Below are 17,485 nucleotides of genomic sequence, written 5' to 3'. Positions count from 1 at the left end.
CTTGGGAAACACGCAACTTGCCTTAACAGCTTGCGGCGCAGGGGAAAAGCCCGACAATTCCCGCCTCGCATTGCATTTGGCCCGATCAGCCCTAAATAAACAGCAACACACCTATTTTGATGAAAAAGGCATCTGAGTATCGATGACGACAATCGTTTCCGTGCGGAAGGGCAATCAGGTCGTGGTGGCGGGCGATGGGCAGGTATCCCTTGGCCAGACCGTCATGAAGCATTCTGCCAAAAAGGTCCGCCGGCTCGCTGGGGGCTCGGTGATCGCCGGCTTTGCCGGAGCCACCGCCGACGCCTTCACCCTCTCCGAGCGACTCGAGGCCAAACTCGAACAATATCCGGGCCAGTTGATGCGCGCCTGCGTCGAACTGGCCAAGGACTGGCGCACCGACCGCTATCTGCGCCGGCTCGAAGCCATGATGATCGTGGTCGACAAATCCGACAGCCTGATCCTCACCGGCACCGGGGACGTGCTCAGCCCCGAGGATGGCATCGCCGCCATCGGCTCGGGGGGCAATTACGCCCTCGCCGCCGCCCGCGCCCTGGCCGATGGCGATAAGAGCGCCGAGGAGATCGCGAGAAAGGCCATGGGCATCGCCGCCTACATCTGCGTCTATACCAACGCCGAGGTGACGGTAGAAACGCTCGAGCTCGACTCTTGACCCTCGCCGTCCGCCAGATCGGCCCCGGAGAGGCCATCGCCTATCGGGAGATCCGGCTGACGGCGCTGGACGGCGATCCGGCCGCCTTTTCGTCCGACGCGGCGACCGAACGGGCCCGCGACCTCGACTGGTACAGGCAAAGCGCGCGGGAAACCGCGATCTTTGTCGCCTTTCGCGGCGAGATGCCCATCGGCATGGCGGGGCTGTTCGTCTCCGACCAGCCCAAGACGCGACATATCGGCACCGTGTTCGGGGTCTATGTGCGGCCCGAGGCGCGCCAGGCGGGCGTGGCGGCGCTCCTCATGGAGGCGGTGATCGCCCATGCCGCCGGCAGCGTCGCCCAACTCCATCTCGGGGTGGCCGCCGACAATATCCCCGCGCTGGCCCTTTATCACCGGCTCGGCTTCCAGACCTATGGCACCGAACCGCGCGCCCTCAGGATCGAAGACCGCTATATCGACGAGCACCTGATGGTGCTGTTTCTGGACAAAGAAGACAGACTATGAGTGACAGAAGTTTTTCCCCCCGCGAGATCGTTTCCGAACTCGACCGCTATATCGTCGGGCAGAACGACGCCAAGCGCGCCGTGGCCATCGCGCTGCGCAATCGCTGGCGCCGCCAGCAGCTGCCCGAGGACATCCGCCGCGAGGTCAGCCCCAAGAACATCCTGATGATCGGCCCGACCGGGGTCGGCAAGACGGAGATTTCCCGCCGGCTGGCCCGCCTCGCCCAGGCGCCTTTCGTCAAGGTGGAGGCGACCAAGTTCACCGAAGTGGGCTATGTGGGCCGCGACGTCGAGCAGATGATCCGCGACCTCGTCGAGGCCGGCATCGTGCTGCTCAAGGAAAAGAAGCGCGCCGAGGTGAAGGCCAAGGCCCATCTCAACGCCGAGGACCGGGTGATCGACGCGCTGGTCGGCCAGTCGGCCACCCCCTCGACCCGGGACGCGTTCAGAAAGAAGCTGCGCGACAACGAGCTCGACGACAAGGAGATCGAGATCGAGGTTCCGGCCAGTTCGGGCATGCCCATGTTCGACATTCCCGGCATGCCCGGGGCCGGCATGGGGATGATCAATCTCTCGGACATGTTCGGCAAGGCGTTCGGCGGCAAGACCCAGAAGCGCACGGTCAAGATCAAGGACAGCTACGAAATCCTCATCAACCAGGAGGCCGACAAGCTGCTCGATCAGGACAAGATCAATATCGAGGCCATCGAGCTGGTGGAGAACCACGGCATCGTGTTCCTCGACGAGATCGACAAGGTGGCGGCCAAAGAAGGCGGGGTCACCGGCGGTCCCTCGCGCGAGGGCGTGCAGCGCGACCTGCTGCCGCTGATCGAGGGCACCACGGTCTCGACCAAATACGGCCCGGTCAACACCGACCATATCCTCTTTATCGCCTCGGGGGCCTTCCACGTCTCCAAGCCCTCGGACCTGCTGCCCGAATTGCAGGGCCGCCTGCCGATCCGGGTGGAGTTGCGTGCCTTGACGCGGGAGGATTTCATCAAGATCCTCACCGACACCGAATATTCGCTGATCCGGCAATATGTGGCGCTGATGGGCACGGAAGGGGTGACGCTCGACTTCACCCAGGACGCCATCGAAGCGGTGGCCGACATCTCCGTGTCGGTCAATGCCTCGGTGGAAAATATCGGCGCGCGGCGCCTGCAGACGGTGCTCGAACGTCTTGTCGAGGACATCTCCTTCACCGCGTCGGACCGCTCGGGCACCACGCTCACCATAGACGGCGCCATGGTGCGCGACACGGTGGGCAAGATGGCCGGCGACGCCGATCTCAGCCGCTATATCCTCTGACGGCGCCGCGGTGGAGCGCTCAGCGCTTCACCGCCCGCCGCATCACCTCGTCGCGGAGGGCCTTGCAGTCCTCCGCCGACAGCCGCCCCAATTCCCGCGCCAGCACATTGGTCAATTCGGTCGCTTCGGGAGCCAGCCCCGCGGTGTCGATGGTGATCTTGGGGTCGGAGATCTCGGCCAGCCGCTGGATCTCCTCGGCCTCGTCCCAGATCACGTTGAAATAGGCAATGATCCGCTGCACCATGAACCAGGTCGGCTTGCCGCGCTTGCCGTGCTCGAGGGCCGAGAGGTACGCGCTCGAGACGTTGAGCGCCTTGGCCATGTCCTTGAGCGCGATGCCGCGTTCGGCGCGCAGTTTGCGCAGCTTGGCGCCCAGAGGCGTCATGTCTCCCGCCTCCGCTTGAGCCGCACATAGAGCGCGCCGCCGCCCCCATGGCTCTGATGCGCCGGCTCGATGCCGGCGATCAGCGGGGCGAGGTCGGGGGCATTGAGCCAGAGCGGGACCATTTCGCGCAACACCCCGCGCTGCGCGAGCTGGAGATAGCCGGTCTTCTTGATGCCCTTGCCGGTGATGACCAGCAGGGTACGCTCGCCCCGGGCGGCGCGTTCGAGGATGAAGCGCTCCAGCACCATCTGCGCCCGGGCCTGGGTCATGCCGTGCAGGTCGAGGGTGGAATCGATCGGCTCGCGCCCGCTGGTCACGCGGCGCTTGAGATTGGGCTCGATGGGCTTTTCGCTCGCCGGGACCCGCGACGCGGCGATCAGCGGCGCCCGCGAGGGCAGCGCTGGCCGGGCAAAGCGCGGCGGTTCCGGCCGGGCGGCGGCCGGCGCGTCCGGGGGCGGGGTCTCGATGGCCTCGATCAGTTTTCGCGGATCGGCGCTCTTGCGGCCCTTGAGGGGGTCGACGGTCTTGCCCACCGCCGTCCACAAATGCCAGTCGCGCACCGGGCCCGGTGGCGATTTGCGCGGCCCGGGCGGTTTGCGCGCCATGGCGAAGCCCTCGAAATCCCGGCGTCTATTCGAGATCGTTGGTTGCAACGAGCTTCCAGTTGGGATCGCGCGACTTGGTGTTGCGCAGGAAGGTCCACTCATCGGCGATGGCCACCACCTGGCCGGGGGTGCCCTCGATGATCTCGCCCTCACGGTCCCTGGTGATCGACACCACTTCGGCATCGATACGCAGGGTCACCACGGCGTTGCGCTTTTCCAGCTCGGCTTCGGCGAAGGCGATGTTGGAGAGGCCGACAAAGGTGAATTCGGTCGCATGGCCGGCCGCCTCGCGCTCGGCGATCGCCGCGTCGAAGCTGTCATAGACGTCCTTGTCGAGGAGCATTCTCAGCGTCTTGCGGTCGCCGGCGGCATAAGCGGTGACGATCATCTCATAGGCCGATTTGGCCCCCTCGATGAACTGCTTGGGCGAAAAGCCCGCATCGGCTTCGGCGATGGCGCGCAGGCCTGCCTCGACTTCGGGCCTGCCGAGCGCGAATTTCTCGATTTCCGCTTCCAGCTTGCGCTGGGCCCGCTCGGCCTCGGCATCGTCCTGGGTGGTCCGACGTGGCATCTGCACCACATTGTCGTCATCGGGTCGGGTGCGCGAGATCGACTCATAGCGCACCGAGGGCGGCCGCTCATTGCCGGTGCGGGTGCCCAGGACCGAGCGCAGGCGCAGCAAAACCACAATGGCAACCACGATGACGATGAGTGTCGGAAAATCTAAGAATTCGCCCATGAGTCTGATACTGGCTCCAAATGGTCGGTCGGCCCGGCAAAATCGCCGGCGAGCGGTCGCAATCTGCTTGTCGTGTCCTATATATATGAAAATCGCCTCCGCAAACCAGTTCGCGGTGGCATTATTGTGATCGCCGGCCACCGGGCGCCGTTTCGGGCATGCGGTCGAAACGAGAGGTGTTTGCCCCTGTGGGACGTTTCCTGCTCCTTGGCCTGCTGGCCCTGCCCTTTGTCGAGATCGCCGGTTTCATCTGGGTCGGCAGCCAGATCGGCATCCTCGCCACCCTGGCGCTGATTGTCCTCACCGCCGTGCTCGGGGTCGCCATCGTGCGCCAGCAGGGGCTGGGCATGGTGCTCGACAGCCGCGCCATGATGGCAAGGGGGGAAGTGCCGCAGCAAAAGATCGCCGAAATGATGATGGTGGCGGTGGCCGGGTTCCTGCTGCTGCTCCCCGGATTTCTGACCGACCTCGTCGGCCTCGTCCTGCTGGTTCCCCCGGTGCGCGGCTGGATCTATCGCCGGCTCAGCGCCAATATGGTGATCGTCACCAGCTACCGCCCGGCGTCGCGCGGCCCGGCCTATACATCGATCGATCTCGATCCGGACGACTACCGCAGCTAGGGTGCGGTGAGGGCGGGCGGCGCGGCTTGCTTGTGATCGCCGAGCAAAAGTGCTAGCCAAACGCCGAATTCGGCGTCCGGACCGGACGCCCGCCAGGAATTTCACGTAAAGGGAAGACGAGCCCCATGGCTGAAGACAATCAGAACACTCCGGCGGCCCCGGGGGAAGAGGCCGCCCAGCCGCAATTCGGCATTGCCGGGCAGTATATCCGGGACCTCAGCTTCGAAAATCCCAACGCGCCGGCCTCCCTGGTGCCCGGCCCGGTCAATCCTGCCTCCAATGTCAACATCAACGTCCAGGTCAAGAAACAGGCCGACGACACCTATGCGGTGGAGATCGGGCTCACGGTCAAGACCGAGCGCGAGGGCAAGGTGCTCTATGCGGTCGAACTGGTCTATGGCGGCCTGTTCCGCACCCGCAACATCCCGGAAAACCAGCTCGGCGCGCTCCTCATGGTCGAAGCCCCGCGGCTGATCTTCCCCTTCGCCCGCCAAGTCCTCGCCCAGACTATCCAGTCGGGGGGCTTTCCGCCGCTCATGCTGGAACCAGTGGATTTCGTCGCGCTCTATCGCCGCAATCTCGCCGCCGCCAAGGACCGGGCCGAGCAGGTCGCGGCCGCCGGCGACACCAAGCCCACGGTCAACTGACCCTCGGTCTTTCGGGACAAAAAGTTAAAGAAGCCCTTCGCCGCGCGGAGGGCTTTTTTATTGGGCGTTACGCCCGGGCCAATTCGGCCGGCTCGTCCTCCACCGCCCCATAATTGAGCCAGACCGCCTTGTCGCCCATTTCGGCGATGAAGGCGGCGTGGCTGGCCAGTTCGCGCGCCGTGAGCCGCGCGGGGAGGGGCACCGGACGCTGGCGGGCCGGCGGACGGGCCGGGCCGCCGCGCTGGCCGTATTCGATCTCGGCCGACAGGGCCAGAGCCACCTGGCGGCCGCCGATCAATTCGAGATAGACCTCGGCGAGAATCTCGCTGTCGAGCAGCGCCCCGTGCAGGGTGCGGCGGGAATTGTCGATGCCATAGGTCTTGCACAAGGCGTCGAGGCTGACCCGCGCCCCCGGATGCCGGGTGCGGGCCAGCATCACCGTGTCGATCACCGGATTGGCCAGGCGAGCCCGCCCGCACCATTCGAGCTCGGCGTTCAGAAACCCCATGTCGAAGGGAGCATTGTGGATGATCAGCGTGTCATTGCCGATAAAATCGACGAAACCCTGGGCCAGTTGGGAAAATTTCGGCTTGTCGCGCAGGAAATCTTCCGAAAGCCCGTGTACCCGGAAGGCTTCCTCGGGCATGTCGCGTTCGGGATTGATATAGATGTGATGATGCCGGCCCGTGGGCACGTGATTGATCAGTTCGACGCAGCCGATCTCGACCACCCGGTCGCCCCCGGCCGGCGAAAGGCCGGTGGTTTCGGTATCGAGCACGATTTCACGCAACAGGCTCACGCTCCCGCCTCCGTTTCCAGCGCCGCGATCACCCTGTCGGTTTCGGCAAGGGTCTGGTCCATGCTGCCGGAGGTGTCAATGACGTAATCGGCCCGGCGGCGCTTTTCCGCCTGCGACAATTGCCGCGACAGCATCAATTCGAACTTGGCCGGGGTCATGCCGGGCCGGGCGAGCACCCGCTGACGCTGAATCTCCGGATCGCAGGCGGTCACAATCACCTTGTTGATGGTATAGGTGGCCCCGTTCTCGAAAAACAGCGGGATCTCCACCACCCCCATGGCGGCGCCCTTTTGCTCGGCCTCTTCCATGAAGGTGGTCGCCTTTTCGCGCACCAGGGGATGGATTACCTCTTCGAGTTCCCCCAGCCGGCCGGGCTCGCGGGCCAGGGCCGCCGAAAGCGCAGCGCGATCCACCGCGCCGTCCACCACCGTGCCGGGAAACAGCGTCTCGACCAGCGGCACCGCCTCGCCGGCATAGAGCGCGTGCACCGCCGCGTCGGCGGAGTAGACCGGAATGCCCCGTTCCTTGAAACGGGCCAATACGGTGGACTTGCCCGTGGCGATCGATCCCGTCAGCACAACCCGCAACATAACCGTCCCGTTCATTTCCCCTTATGGCCGGCTGGCGGCCAGAATTTTTTCGCGCAGCGCCGTGCTCACCTCGGGGCGCTGGCCGAACCAGGCGGCGAAACCCGGCACGGCCTGGTGCAGCAGCATACCCAGCCCGTCGACCGAGGCAAACCCCCGGTCCCGGGCTTCGCGCAACAATGGCGTGATCAGCGGTGTATAAACGATATCGGTCACCACCGCTCCCTGGCGCAGCCCGGACAGCTCGAGTCCCGCAAAGGCCGTGCCGCCCATCCCCACCGCGCTGGTATTGATGACGAAGCCCGCGCCTTCGGCGCGCCGGCCGAAATCGGCGAGCCCGCCAGGATGGATCGGCCCGCCCAGTTCCCGCGCCAAGGCCTCGGCCCGCTCCGGCGAGCGGTTGAGCAGGTCGATACGCCCGACGCCGCGGTCGAGGAGGCCCACCAGCACGGCCCGCGCGGCGCCGCCGGCCCCCAGAACGACCGCATGCGTAAGCCCCCGGTCCCAGCCTGGCGCGCCGGCGTCGAGATTGGCAAGGAAGCCCTCATAGTCGGTATTGGTGCCATAGAGCTGGCCGTGGCGGTTGACGATGGTGTTGACCGCGCCGATCCGGCGGGCCAGCGGGTCGATCTCGTCGAGCAGGTCCATCACGCTTTCCTTGTGCGGAATGGTGACATTGCCCCCCAGATGGCTGCCCGCCCGCACCCCGGCCAGAAAATCGCCCAGCGCCTCGGGCGCCACGTCGATCGGCTCATAGACCCCGTCGATCCCCAATTCGGCCAGCCAGCTGCCGTGGATCAGGGGCGATTTGGAATGCGCGATCGGGTGGCCGATGACGAAGGCCTTGTTCATGGCTGGAGCGCCTCCGGCGCGTATTGGGAGAAGGCGGCGAGGAGCGGCAGCAGCGGCAGGCCGAGAATGGTGAAATAATCCCCCTCGATGGTTTCAAACAGGCGCACCGAGGGGCCTTCGAGCCGGTATCCGCCCACCGAAGCAAGAATCGCCTCGCCTTCGAGGACGAGCACCGTTTCGAGTTCGGCCTCGGAAAATTGGCGGAAGCGCAGCCTCGCGCTTTCCACATGCGACCAGAGGATTTCGCCGTTCCGGGCCAGCGCGACGCCGGAATGGAGCTGGTGCGCGGTCCCCGCCATTTGCAGCAGGCGCGCCGCCGCTTCGGCCCGGTCGCGCGGCTTGTTAAAGCCGGTGCCGTTGAAATCGAGGGTCTGGTCAGCGCCGATGACCAGGGCATCGGGCCGCTCGGCGCTCACCGCCAGGGCCTTTTGCCGCGCCAGCTCCTCGGCCAGCCCGGCGCGATTCGCCCCTTGCGTCAAGATTTGCGCTTCGATGGCGCGTTCGTCGATCGGGGAAGCCACAACCGAAAAGCGGATTCCCGCATTCTCCAATAGGGTTTTCCGCGTAGCGCTTTTCGAGGCGAGGACGAGCACGGCCGGGGCTTTCGGTTGATCGTGTGGACAGTGTTTTTCACAAGGCTTTCAACATGGGAAGCCCTTATGGCGCAAGCCGGCTGCCGCGGCGGGGTTATCCCCATAGCGCGATAAACGGTTAACAGCTCGTTACCTGTGGACGCGCTGACGGGCCTGTCGAAAACTGCGTGGAAAACCCGGCTGCGGCGACACAAGAACCGCATTAACACTTCGTTAAGATTTGCACAGCCACAGATCTTAACAAAACCTTAACTGCCCGGCCCTTATCGCCCTTTATCCCCGCGTGGCCCGGGCGTTTTCGACTCGGGCCGCCCGCGCCCAACTGCCGCATTGGTCCCAAGGGGCTGCCCGGTTGTGGGCAGGGACTTATTGGTGCAAAACACAGCCATAAAGAATAAGAAGATTCTTAGATTCTCTTTGATTACCAAGAGATCGCAACCAGCAGGATCGCGGTACCTCATGACCTCAGCTCCCAGGACAGGCAAGCGCCTGCTCGATACGGCGCTCGGCCATCGCCAGTCTACGCCCCCCATCTGGATCATGCGCCAGGCCGGTCGCTACCTCCCCGAATACCGCCAGGTGCGCGAACAGGCCGGCGGGTTTCTCAACCTCTGCTATACGCCGAGCCTTGCCAGCGAGGTGACACTCCAGCCGCTGCACCGCTTCGATCTCGACGCCGCCATCCTCTTTTCCGATATCCTCGTCATCCCCGACGCGCTGGGCCAGTCCGTCCGCTTCGAACAGGGGGAAGGGCCGGTGCTCGATCCCCTCGATCCGGCCGACATCGCGAAGCTCGATCCGTCCCGTGTGATCGAGAATCTCTCCCCCGTCCTTGAAACTGTCGAGCGGGTCCGCGCCGCGCTCGATCCCTCCAAGACGCTGATCGGGTTCTGCGGCGCGCCCTGGACCGTGGCGACCTATATGCTCGGCGGACGCGGCTCGCCCGACCAGGCAGCGGCGCGGCTGTTCGCCCTGGCCCATCCCGAGGCCTTCGCGGCGCTGATCGACGTCCTTGTCGACGCTTCTGCGGAGTATCTGGTGGCGCAGTTCAGGGCCGGCGCCGATCTGGTGCAGATCTTTGAATCCTGGGCGCTCAATCTCGACGAGACCGCCTTCCGCGCCTATGTGATCGACCCCAACCGGCGCATCGTTGAAAAGGTGCGTCAGGCGCTGCCCGACGCCCCGATCACCGGGTTCCCGCGCGGCGCGGCCGGCATGCTGGCCGAATATGCGGAAAAGACCGGAGTTTCGGTATTGGGCCTCGATTACGCCACCCCGCTGTCCTTTGCCGCCCGGGCGCTGCCGAAAACGCTGGCGGTGCAGGGCAATCTCGATCCCCTGCGGCTGGTGTCGGGCGGGGCGCAGATGGAAAAGAGGGCGCGCGAGATCATTGCGGGCTTTGCCGATCGGCCGCATATCTTCAATCTCGGCCATGGCATCGTGCCCCAGACCCCCATCGAGAATGTCGCGCGTCTGGTCGACATCGTGCATGGGCGCTAGAGAACAATCGGAGGGAAACTGCCATGTTTTTATGGGTCAAGGCGCTGCACGTCATCTCGGTGATCGCCTGGATGGCCGGGATGCTCTATCTGCCGCGGCTGTTCGTCTATCACGCCGATGCCGAGAAGGGCTCGGTGCAGTCGGAAACCTTCAAGGTGATGGAACGCCGGCTGTTTTGCGCCATCACCACGCCGGCGATGATCGCCAGCTGGATTTTCGGGCTCACCCTGCTGCACCTTTACGGCACCGGCATCTTCTCTGAGGGCTGGATCTGGCTCAAGCTCGCCTTCGTGCTGTTGCTGTCGGGCTTTCACGGCTTTCTGGGCAAGACGCTCAAGGCCTTCGCCCGCGACGAGAACACCCGTCCGGCCAAGTTCTACCGCATGATCAACGAGGTCCCCACGGTGATCATGATCGTCGTGGTCATCGCGGTGATCGTCAAACCCTTCTGATTGCGGCTTCCCCGGCCTTTCGGTTCTGCTTGCAATCGGTGCGCTGAATAGTTATGTGGAGGGGAAACTCGCGCATTCGCCGCGAGACGGGCGGCATCCGCTTCGCCCTCTGACTCCCCTCCTTATATTCTTTCTTTTCGTCCATCTCCCTTAAGAAGTCTGATCATGGAATTCATGAAGCTCAGGGACCTCAAGGCCAAATCTCCGGCCGAATTGCAGTCCTTTGCCGAAGAGCTCGACGTCGAAAACGCCAACACCCTGCGCAAGCAGGAACTGATGTTTGCCATATTGAAGCAGCTGGCCACCCGCGACGTCGAAATCATCGGCGAAGGTGTGGTCGAGGTGCTGCCCGACGGGTTCGGATTCCTGCGCTCCCCCGATGCCAACTACCTTCCCGGGCCGGACGACATCTATGTCAGCCCCTCCCAGATCCGCCGTTTCGGGCTGCGCACCGGCGATACGGTCGAGGGCCAGATCCGCTCTCCCAAGGAAGGCGAGCGCTATTTCGCGTTGCTCAAGGTCAATACGATCAATTTCGAGGAGCCCGAAAAGGTCCGCCACAAGATCAATTTCGACAACCTAACCCCGCTCTATCCCGACGAACGGCTCAATATGGAACTGGCCGATCCGACCAGCAAGGACCGTTCGGCCCGGGTGATCGACCTCGTCGCGCCGCTCGGCAAGGGCCAGCGCGCCCTGATTGTTGCCCCGCCGCGAACTGGTAAGACGGTATTGTTGCAAAATATTGCACAATCGATCGCGACCAATCACCCCGAATGCTATCTCATCGTGCTCCTGATCGACGAGCGGCCCGAGGAAGTGACCGACATGCAGCGCTCGGTGAAGGGCGAGGTGATTTCCTCGACCTTTGACGAGCCGGCCTCGCGCCACGTCCAGGTCGCCGAAATGGTGATCGAAAAGGCCAAGCGCCTGGTCGAACACAAGCGCGACGTGGTGATTCTCCTCGATTCCATCACCCGTCTCGGCCGCGCCTACAACACCGTGGTGCCCTCCTCGGGCAAGGTGTTGACCGGCGGTGTCGACGCCAACGCCCTGCAGCGTCCCAAGCGCTTCTTCGGCGCGGCGCGCAATATCGAGGATGGCGGTTCGCTCACCATCATCTCGACGGCGCTGATCGATACTGGCAGCCGCATGGACGAGGTGATCTTCGAAGAGTTCAAGGGCACCGGCAACTCGGAAATCGTTCTGGACCGCAAGGTGTCCGACAAGCGCGTCTTCCCGGCCATTGATGTCACCAAGTCGGGCACCCGCAAGGAAGAATTGCTGGTCGAGCCCGATATCCTGCGCAAGATGTATGTGCTGCGCCGCATCCTCAACCCGATGGGCACGGTCGATGCCATGGAATTCCTGCTCGACAAGCTGCGCCAGACCAAGACCAATTCCGAATTCTTCGATTCGATGAACACCTGATCGTCAGGTGCGTCCGGACATTGGAAAAAGGCCGGCCCGCGCCGGCCTTTTTCTATTCCTCGAGGCCGGTTAAACTGGCCGGCAGGCAACGTATTCAAGAAACCGGCGGATTACGGCGCGTGACGCAGTCTTCGACCATTGTGGCTCTGTCTTCCGGCGCGCTGCCCTCCGGCGTCGCGGTGATTCGCCTCTCCGGTCCGCGCGCCTTTCCGGCTGTCGCGGCGCTGGTCGGCGATCTGCCGCCGCCGCGCCATTTGACGCTGCGATCCCTCACGGCCCCCGAAAGCGGCCAGCCCCTCGATACCGGTCTCATCGCCATCTTCCCCGCGCCGCATTCCTTCACCGGCGAGGATTGCGCTGAATTGCAGGTCCACGGCTCGCCGGCTGGAGTGAAGGCGATCCTTACCGCGCTCACCGCGTTTGAGGGCATCGCCTTGGCAGGGCCCGGCGATTTCACCCGCCGTGCCTTCGAGAATGGCAAGCTCGACCTCGTTGCCATCGAGGGCCTGGGCGATCTTCTGGCCGCCGAAACCGAAACCCAGCGCCGCCAGGCTCTGGCCCGGCTCGATGGGCAGCTCTCGGAGCAAATCATCCTCTGGCGCGTGCTGCTGCTCGACGCGCGGGCCGAGATCGAAGCGCGGCTCGATTTCTCCGACGAGGACGATGTGCCCTTCGAGCTGCCGGCCCATTTCGTCTCCGATCTGGAGCTGCTGCAAGCGGCGCTGGCCGAGTCCCTGGCCGGTTATGAGCGCGGCCGCATCGCCCGCGAAGGCTTCCGCATTGTCCTCGCCGGGGCGCCTAATGCGGGAAAGTCCAGTCTTTTGAACCGCTTGGCCGGCTCCGACCTGGCTATCGTCACGGCGGAAGCCGGCACCACCCGCGACACCAAGGACGTGTCCATCGATCTGGGCGGGCAGCTCGTCACCCTTACCGATACGGCCGGGCTGCGCGACACCGACAGCCTCGCCGAGGCCGAGGGCGTGCGGCGGGCGCGAAAGGCTATGCACGCCGCCGATCTCGTCCTCTGGCTCAGCGCGCCCGACGCCGTCTCGGACCCCGATGCGGATCAGTCCGCCGCCCCCATCTGGCGCATCGCCACCAAGGCCGATCTCGGCCCGCCGGCCCAGGAAGCGCAGTTTTCCGTCTCGACCCAGACCGGGGAAGGGCTCGAACCCTTGCTAAATGCGCTCAAAACCCATATTGAAGCCCGGCTTGGGCCGAGTGAGCCGAGTCTTGTCAGCCATATGCGCGACAAGGCGGCGCTGGAAGCGGCGATTGCTGCCATCGGCACGGCGCTGGCGCGGCTGGACCAGCCGGAATTATGCGCCGAGGATTTGCGCCGCGCTGCCGACGGGCTCGCCGGTCTGATCGGTCTGATGGACAGCGAAGCCGTTCTCGATCGCCTCTTCGCGGGCTTTTGCATCGGCAAATGATTCACGTGAAACACGGACGCGCGGCACGGGATCGGATTCACGTGAAACACTGTAAGGGACTGGGCGCATGAGTGCCTTTGATGTCATCATTGTCGGGGGAGGCCATGCCGGGGCCGAGGCGGCAGCGGCTTCGGCGCGCCTGGGCGTCGCCACGGCGCTGGTCACCCACAAGGCGGCGACCATCGGCGAAATGAGCTGCAATCCGGCCATTGGCGGTCTGGGCAAGGGTCATCTGGTACGCGAGATCGACGCGCTAGACGGCATTATGGGTCGTATCGCCGACCGGGGCGGCATCCAGTTCCGCGTCCTCAACCGGCGCAAGGGTCCGGCGGTGCGTGGCCCCCGCGCCCAGCAGGACCGCAAGCTCTATCGCGAGGCCATGCAGGCCGAATTGAGCGCCACCCCCGATCTCACCATTGTCGAAGGCGAGGTCGATGATCTGGTGGTGCGCGACGGGCGGGTCGAGGGCGTCATCCTGCTTGATGGCCGCCGTATCGACAGCAAGGCCGTGGTGCTCACCACCGGCACTTTCCTGCGCGGGTTGATCCATCGCGGCGAGGAGACCATTCCGGCCGGCCGGGCCGGGGAAAAGCCGGTGCTCGGCCTGTCGCTGCGCCTCGAAGCGCTGGGCTTGCGGCTGGGGCGGCTCAAGACCGGCACGCCGGCCCGTCTCGACGCCAATTCCATCGATTTTTCCATCCTCACGCGGCAGGAGGGCGATCCCCATCCCGAGCCGTTCTCCGCTCTGACCGGGGCGATCACCAATCCGCAGGTTGCCTGCTTCGAAACCCGCACCACGCCCGAGGCGCATCGGATCATCACCGACAATCTCAGCCGTTCGGCGCTGTATTCCGGCCGCATCCAGTCGCGCGGGCCGCGCTATTGCCCCTCCATCGAGGACAAGGTGGTGCGCTTCGCCGACAAGGACACCCATCTGGTGTTTCTCGAGCCCGAGGGCCTCGACGACAGCACCATCTATCCCAATGGCGTCTCCAGTTCGCTGCCCGAGGACGTGCAACTGGCCTTCCTGCAGGCCATGCCCGGGCTGGGCGATGTGGTGATCAAGCGGGCCGGCTATGCCATCGAATATGATCATGTCGACCCGCGTGAGCTTTCGCCGACCCTGATGCTGCGCGCCTTGCCGGGGCTCTATCTGGCCGGGCAGATCAACGGCACCACCGGTTATGAGGAAGCGGCCGGCCAGGGGTTGATCGCCGGTGCCAATGCCGCTCTCGCCGTGCTCGGCCGCGCGCCGCTGATTCTCTCGCGCACCAATTCCTATCTTGGGGTGATGATCGACGATCTCATCGCGCGCGGGGTGACCGAGCCCTATCGCATGTTTACCTCCCGCGCCGAGTTCCGGCTGCATTTGCGGGTCGACAATGCCGATCAGCGCCTCACCGAGCTGGGCATCGCCTGCGGGCTGGTGGGGGAGGAGCGCGCCGCGCATCATCGCCGCCGCATGGAGGGGCTCGCCAGTGCGCGGCACTTACTGCAAAGCCTCACCACCACCCCCAGCCAGGCCCGCAAGGCCGGGGTCAATGTCAATGCCGATGGGGTGCGCCGCTCGGCCTTCGACCTGATGAGCTATCCCACCACCGGCCGCGGCGATCTCGAATCGGTGTGGCCGGAGATTTCCGCTTTGGATTCAGGGGTTTACGACCAACTGGCCATCGATGCGCAATATGCGGTCTATCTCGACCGCCAGCAGGCCGATATCGACGCGGTGAAGCGCGACGAATCCCGCGCCATTCCCGATTGGCTCGATTATGCCCTGCTGCCGGGGCTCTCCAACGAGATGAAGCAGAAATTGATCGCGGCGCGGCCGCAGACCGTGGCGCAGGCGCAGCGCATCGAGGGGGTGACGCCCGCCGCCCTCACCCTGATCCTCGCGGTGATTCGCCGTGGCCGGCTGGAGCGCAAGGCATCGTGATCGAACACCTGCGCGCATATACGCCGTTCATCGCCGATCTTCACGCCACATACGCGCGCATAACCGCCTTCAACACGCAATTGTTGCGCTGGCAAAAGGTGCAGAATCTGGTTTCACGTGAAACACCGGGTGATCTGTGGACGCGCCATATCCTTGATTCGCTTCAGCTTTTGCCGTTGATCGGCCCAAACGACGCGCCGCTGCGCGTGCTCGATATCGGCTCCGGCGGCGGTTTTCCCGCCCTTCCACTGGCCATTGCGCTGAAAAGCCGCCCGGTTTCGTTCCAGCTCATCGAATCCAACGCACGCAAATGTGCGTTCCTGCGCGCCATGGCGCGGGAATTCGATCTTCCCGTCACCGTGCATACGACGCGCATCGAGGCGGTCGATCCGCAAACCATTGGTGCGGTTGATCTTTTCACCTCCCGCGCCCTGGCGCCGCTGCCGCTGCTGTTCAGCTATCTGTGCCGGTTCTGGGGCGCGGACAGCCGCGCCTTGCTGCATAAGGGGCGCGAAAACGGGGAAGAACTGAAAACAGCGGATTCAGCTTGGCTTTACGATGTGTTAAGGCTTCCCAGCACGACCGATCCGGACGGGGTCATTCTCGATATCCGCAACCTCCGGCGGCGCGCCTAATCTAAAGTCTTGAAACCGCAGCGGTTTCGGAGGTCAGATGCATCCGCGAATTCTCACTCTCGCCAATCAGAAGGGGGGCGTCGGCAAGACGACGACCGCCATCAACCTCGCCACGGCCCTGGCCGCGATCGGCGAGCGCGTGCTGATCATCGATCTCGATCCGCAGGGCAATGCCTCCACCGGACTGGGGGTGGGGCGGCAGCAGCGCGAGCGCTCCTCCTACGACCTGCTGCTCAACGAGGCCACGGTCAAGGAGGCGGCGGTGCTGACCTCGGTGCCCAATGTGGCGCTGGTGCCCTCGACCATGGACCTGCTCGGGGTCGAGCTGATGATCGCCGCCGAGCGCGACCGGGCCTTCCGCCTCAAGACCGCGCTCAACGACGTGCAGCAGGTGACCATTGACGGCAAGCCGATCACCTATGTGCTGATCGATTGCCCGCCCTCGCTCAATCTTTTGACCATCAACGCCCTCACCGCGGCCGATGCGGTGCTGGTGCCGCTGCAATGCGAGTTTTTCGCGCTTGAAGGGCTGAGCCAGTTGCTGCAGACCATCGAGCAGATCCGCTCGACGCTCAATCCGCGCCTCTCGATCCAGGGGGTGGTGATGACCATGTTCGACAAGCGCAACAATCTTAGTGAGCAGGTGCTCAACGATGTGCGCGAGCATATGGGCAGTTTGGTGTATGATACGGTGATCCCGCGCAATGTGCGGCTGTCCGAGGCGCCGTCCTATGGCAAGCCGGCGCTGCTCTACGACCTCAAATGCGCCGGAAGCCAGGCCTATCTGCGCCTGGCGACGGAAGTGATCCGGCGGGAACGCCAGTTGCGGGCGGCGTGATGGAGAAAATGATGAACGACAAACCCAATCGACTTGGCCGTGGTCTTGCCGCTCTGATCGGCGACATGCAACCCCTCGAAACCGCGCTGCGCCAGGCCGAGAGCGGGACGGGAATCCGTCGCCTGCCGGTTGAATTCATCATCGCCAGCCGCGCCAATCCGCGCAAGGATTTCGATCCCGAACTGCTCGAGGACCTGACCAATTCCATCCGGGAAAAGGGGGTCATGCAGCCGCTGCTGGTGCGGCCCAGCGAGCAGGGCCCGGACGTCTTCGAGATCATTGCCGGCGAGCGGCGCTGGCGTGCCGCGCAGCGGGCCGGGCTGCACGAGGTTCCGGTCATCATCCGCGAGGTCGACGACAAGGAAGCGCTGGAACTCGCCATCATCGAGAACGTGCAGCGCGCCGATCTCAACCCGCTGGAAGAGGCGCAGGGCTATGGCCAGCTGATCGAGCAATTCAGCTATACCCAGCAGGACCTCGCCCAGGTGATCGGCAAGTCGCGCTCGCATGTTGCCAACACGCTGCGGCTGCTGCGCCTGCCCCGTGAAGTGCAGGACATGCTCGAGCAGGGCGCCCTGACCGCCGGCCATGCCCGCACGCTGATCACCTCGGAGGACCCGCTGGGGTTGGCGCGCCGCATCGTCGATGCGGGACTGTCGGTGCGCGAGGCCGAGGCGCTGCACCAGCAGGACAGCGAAACCCGGCGGACTGGCCCGGCGGAGCCGCGTCGGGCCCCGGCCAAGGATGCCGATACGCTGGCGCTCGAACGGCAATTGTCCGACGCGCTGGGGCTTTCGGTTACCCTCGATCACAAGGACCGCGGCGGCCGGCTGGAGATCCGCTACAAGACCCTCGAACAGCTCGATACGGTCTGCTCGCGCCTGATGTCGCATTAGCGTGTTTCGAGGATAAGCGGGCACCGCTTATGGCGATGTTGCACGTGAAACACCGCG

20 protein-coding genes are annotated in these 17,485 nt (G+C 64.6%); 13 read left to right on the top strand and 7 right to left on the bottom strand.

What is annotated here, in order from left to right; genetic code table 11:
- Window positions 1-142 precede the first annotated feature (142 nt).
- From hslV to hslU, 3 genes are read left to right on the top strand one after another with little or no spacing between them, the layout of a single operon-like run.
- Complete coding sequence (gene hslV, locus DVH29_RS11030) at window positions 143-670, top strand: ATP-dependent protease subunit HslV (RefSeq protein ID WP_114646234.1); 528 nt, start codon at window positions 143-145, stop codon at window positions 668-670.
- Window positions 667-1,176: a GNAT family N-acetyltransferase gene (locus DVH29_RS11025; RefSeq protein ID WP_158541640.1), complete on the top strand. Its 510-nt coding sequence runs from the start codon at window positions 667-669 to the stop codon at window positions 1,174-1,176. Before hslV ends, DVH29_RS11025 begins: the two co-directional genes overlap by 4 nt.
- Window positions 1,173-2,483 (top strand): ATP-dependent protease ATPase subunit HslU, encoded by a 1,311-nt coding sequence (gene hslU, locus DVH29_RS11020; RefSeq protein ID WP_114646232.1) that lies wholly within the window; start codon window positions 1,173-1,175, stop codon window positions 2,481-2,483. Before DVH29_RS11025 ends, hslU begins: the two co-directional genes overlap by 4 nt.
- Before the next feature lie 19 nt (window positions 2,484-2,502).
- Here hslU and DVH29_RS11015 read toward each other — a convergent pair whose 3' ends face one another.
- The 3 genes from DVH29_RS11015 to DVH29_RS11005 are packed head-to-tail and all read right to left on the bottom strand — an operon-like array spanning window position 2,503 to window position 4,212.
- Window positions 2,503-2,868, bottom strand: a complete 366-nt coding sequence (locus tag DVH29_RS11015) for a helix-turn-helix domain-containing protein (protein WP_114646231.1) — start codon at window positions 2,866-2,868, stop codon at window positions 2,503-2,505.
- Complete coding sequence (locus DVH29_RS11010) at window positions 2,865-3,473, bottom strand: Smr/MutS family protein (protein ID WP_158541639.1); 609 nt, start codon at window positions 3,471-3,473, stop codon at window positions 2,865-2,867. The genes DVH29_RS11015 and DVH29_RS11010 overlap by 4 nt, the downstream gene beginning before the upstream one ends.
- Window positions 3,474-3,498: 25 nt before the next feature.
- The gene (locus tag DVH29_RS11005) at window positions 3,499-4,212 is read right to left on the bottom strand and encodes a Tim44/TimA family putative adaptor protein (protein WP_114646229.1); all 714 of its coding nucleotides are present in this window, start codon (window positions 4,210-4,212) and stop codon (window positions 3,499-3,501) included.
- 158 nt (window positions 4,213-4,370) lie between these two features.
- On the opposite strand from DVH29_RS11005, the gene DVH29_RS11000 reads away from it, so the two are divergent.
- Both DVH29_RS11000 and secB read left to right on the top strand, forming a co-directional pair.
- Window positions 4,371-4,832, top strand: coding sequence for an FxsA family protein (locus DVH29_RS11000; protein WP_114646228.1), 462 nt, complete (start codon window positions 4,371-4,373; stop codon window positions 4,830-4,832).
- 125 nt (window positions 4,833-4,957) lie between these two features.
- Window positions 4,958-5,479, top strand: a complete 522-nt coding sequence (secB, locus tag DVH29_RS10995; protein ID WP_114646227.1) for a protein-export chaperone SecB — start codon at window positions 4,958-4,960, stop codon at window positions 5,477-5,479.
- 67 nt (window positions 5,480-5,546) lie between these two features.
- Here the strand turns inward: secB and dnaQ are convergent, their stop codons facing one another.
- The 4 genes from dnaQ to DVH29_RS10975 are packed head-to-tail and all read right to left on the bottom strand — an operon-like array spanning window position 5,547 to window position 8,310.
- Window positions 5,547-6,269 carry a DNA polymerase III subunit epsilon gene (dnaQ, locus tag DVH29_RS10990; protein ID WP_114646270.1) on the bottom strand — a complete coding sequence of 241 codons (723 nt, stop codon included), beginning with the start codon at window positions 6,267-6,269 and terminating at the stop codon, window positions 5,547-5,549.
- A gap of 5 nt (window positions 6,270-6,274) precedes the next feature.
- Complete coding sequence (gene coaE / locus DVH29_RS10985) at window positions 6,275-6,868, bottom strand: dephospho-CoA kinase (protein WP_114646269.1); 594 nt, start codon at window positions 6,866-6,868, stop codon at window positions 6,275-6,277.
- A 21-nt stretch (window positions 6,869-6,889) separates the two neighbouring features.
- The gene (locus DVH29_RS10980) at window positions 6,890-7,717 is read right to left on the bottom strand and encodes a shikimate dehydrogenase (RefSeq protein ID WP_114646226.1); all 828 of its coding nucleotides are present in this window, start codon (window positions 7,715-7,717) and stop codon (window positions 6,890-6,892) included.
- A complete protein-coding gene (locus DVH29_RS10975; RefSeq protein ID WP_114646225.1) occupies window positions 7,714-8,310 on the bottom strand; it encodes a Maf family protein in 597 nt (198 codons plus the stop codon). Before DVH29_RS10975 ends, DVH29_RS10980 begins: the two co-directional genes overlap by 4 nt.
- A gap of 459 nt (window positions 8,311-8,769) precedes the next feature.
- On the opposite strand from DVH29_RS10975, the gene hemE reads away from it, so the two are divergent.
- From hemE to DVH29_RS10935, 8 genes are all read left to right on the top strand, one after another.
- A complete protein-coding gene (gene hemE / locus DVH29_RS10970) occupies window positions 8,770-9,810 on the top strand; it encodes a uroporphyrinogen decarboxylase (RefSeq protein WP_114646224.1) in 1,041 nt (346 codons plus the stop codon).
- A gap of 23 nt (window positions 9,811-9,833) precedes the next feature.
- On the top strand, window positions 9,834-10,262 hold the full coding sequence (gene hemJ / locus DVH29_RS10965; RefSeq protein WP_114646223.1) for a protoporphyrinogen oxidase HemJ: 429 nt from the start codon (window positions 9,834-9,836) through the stop codon (window positions 10,260-10,262).
- 165 nt (window positions 10,263-10,427) lie between these two features.
- The gene (rho, locus tag DVH29_RS10960) at window positions 10,428-11,693 is read left to right on the top strand and encodes a transcription termination factor Rho (protein WP_114646222.1); all 1,266 of its coding nucleotides are present in this window, start codon (window positions 10,428-10,430) and stop codon (window positions 11,691-11,693) included.
- Window positions 11,694-11,812: 119 nt separating this feature from the next.
- Window positions 11,813-13,126, top strand: coding sequence for a tRNA uridine-5-carboxymethylaminomethyl(34) synthesis GTPase MnmE (gene mnmE, locus DVH29_RS10955; protein WP_114646221.1), 1,314 nt, complete (start codon window positions 11,813-11,815; stop codon window positions 13,124-13,126).
- 67 nt (window positions 13,127-13,193) lie between these two features.
- Window positions 13,194-15,059, top strand: a complete 1,866-nt coding sequence (gene mnmG, locus DVH29_RS10950) for a tRNA uridine-5-carboxymethylaminomethyl(34) synthesis enzyme MnmG (RefSeq protein WP_114646220.1) — start codon at window positions 13,194-13,196, stop codon at window positions 15,057-15,059.
- Window positions 15,056-15,694, top strand: coding sequence for a 16S rRNA (guanine(527)-N(7))-methyltransferase RsmG (rsmG, locus tag DVH29_RS10945; RefSeq protein WP_158541638.1), 639 nt, complete (start codon window positions 15,056-15,058; stop codon window positions 15,692-15,694). Before mnmG ends, rsmG begins: the two co-directional genes overlap by 4 nt.
- 37 nt (window positions 15,695-15,731) lie before the next feature.
- The gene (locus DVH29_RS10940; protein ID WP_114646218.1) at window positions 15,732-16,532 is read left to right on the top strand and encodes a ParA family protein; all 801 of its coding nucleotides are present in this window, start codon (window positions 15,732-15,734) and stop codon (window positions 16,530-16,532) included.
- An 11-nt stretch (window positions 16,533-16,543) separates the two neighbouring features.
- Window positions 16,544-17,428: a ParB/RepB/Spo0J family partition protein gene (locus tag DVH29_RS10935; RefSeq protein ID WP_199562577.1), complete on the top strand. Its 885-nt coding sequence runs from the start codon at window positions 16,544-16,546 to the stop codon at window positions 17,426-17,428.
- Window positions 17,429-17,485: the final 57 nt, after the last annotated feature.

This window comes from Pelagibacterium lacus (assembly GCF_003345525.1).
Lineage (GTDB): Bacteria > Pseudomonadota > Alphaproteobacteria > Rhizobiales > Devosiaceae > Pelagibacterium > Pelagibacterium lacus.
This window is presented reverse-complemented; position numbering and strand designations above follow the sequence as displayed.

Coding starts and splice junctions, on each gene's coding strand:
- hslV (WP_114646234.1), top strand. CDS start 143: ATGACGACAATCGTTTCCGTGCGGAAGGGCAATCAGGTCGTGGTGGCG.
- hslU (WP_114646232.1), top strand. CDS start 1,173: ATGAGTGACAGAAGTTTTTCCCCCCGCGAGATCGTTTCCGAACTCGAC.
- DVH29_RS11015 (WP_114646231.1), bottom strand. CDS start 2,868: ATGACGCCTCTGGGCGCCAAGCTGCGCAAACTGCGCGCCGAACGCGGC.
- DVH29_RS11010 (WP_158541639.1), bottom strand. CDS start 3,473: ATGGCGCGCAAACCGCCCGGGCCGCGCAAATCGCCACCGGGCCCGGTG.
- DVH29_RS11005 (WP_114646229.1), bottom strand. CDS start 4,212: ATGGGCGAATTCTTAGATTTTCCGACACTCATCGTCATCGTGGTTGCC.
- DVH29_RS11000 (WP_114646228.1), top strand. CDS start 4,371: ATGCGGTCGAAACGAGAGGTGTTTGCCCCTGTGGGACGTTTCCTGCTC.
- secB (WP_114646227.1), top strand. CDS start 4,958: ATGGCTGAAGACAATCAGAACACTCCGGCGGCCCCGGGGGAAGAGGCC.
- coaE (WP_114646269.1), bottom strand. CDS start 6,868: ATGTTGCGGGTTGTGCTGACGGGATCGATCGCCACGGGCAAGTCCACC.
- DVH29_RS10980 (WP_114646226.1), bottom strand. CDS start 7,717: ATGAACAAGGCCTTCGTCATCGGCCACCCGATCGCGCATTCCAAATCG.
- hemE (WP_114646224.1), top strand. CDS start 8,770: ATGACCTCAGCTCCCAGGACAGGCAAGCGCCTGCTCGATACGGCGCTC.
- hemJ (WP_114646223.1), top strand. CDS start 9,834: ATGTTTTTATGGGTCAAGGCGCTGCACGTCATCTCGGTGATCGCCTGG.
- rho (WP_114646222.1), top strand. CDS start 10,428: ATGGAATTCATGAAGCTCAGGGACCTCAAGGCCAAATCTCCGGCCGAA.
- mnmG (WP_114646220.1), top strand. CDS start 13,194: ATGAGTGCCTTTGATGTCATCATTGTCGGGGGAGGCCATGCCGGGGCC.
- DVH29_RS10940 (WP_114646218.1), top strand. CDS start 15,732: ATGCATCCGCGAATTCTCACTCTCGCCAATCAGAAGGGGGGCGTCGGC.
- DVH29_RS10935 (WP_199562577.1), top strand. CDS start 16,544: ATGAACGACAAACCCAATCGACTTGGCCGTGGTCTTGCCGCTCTGATC.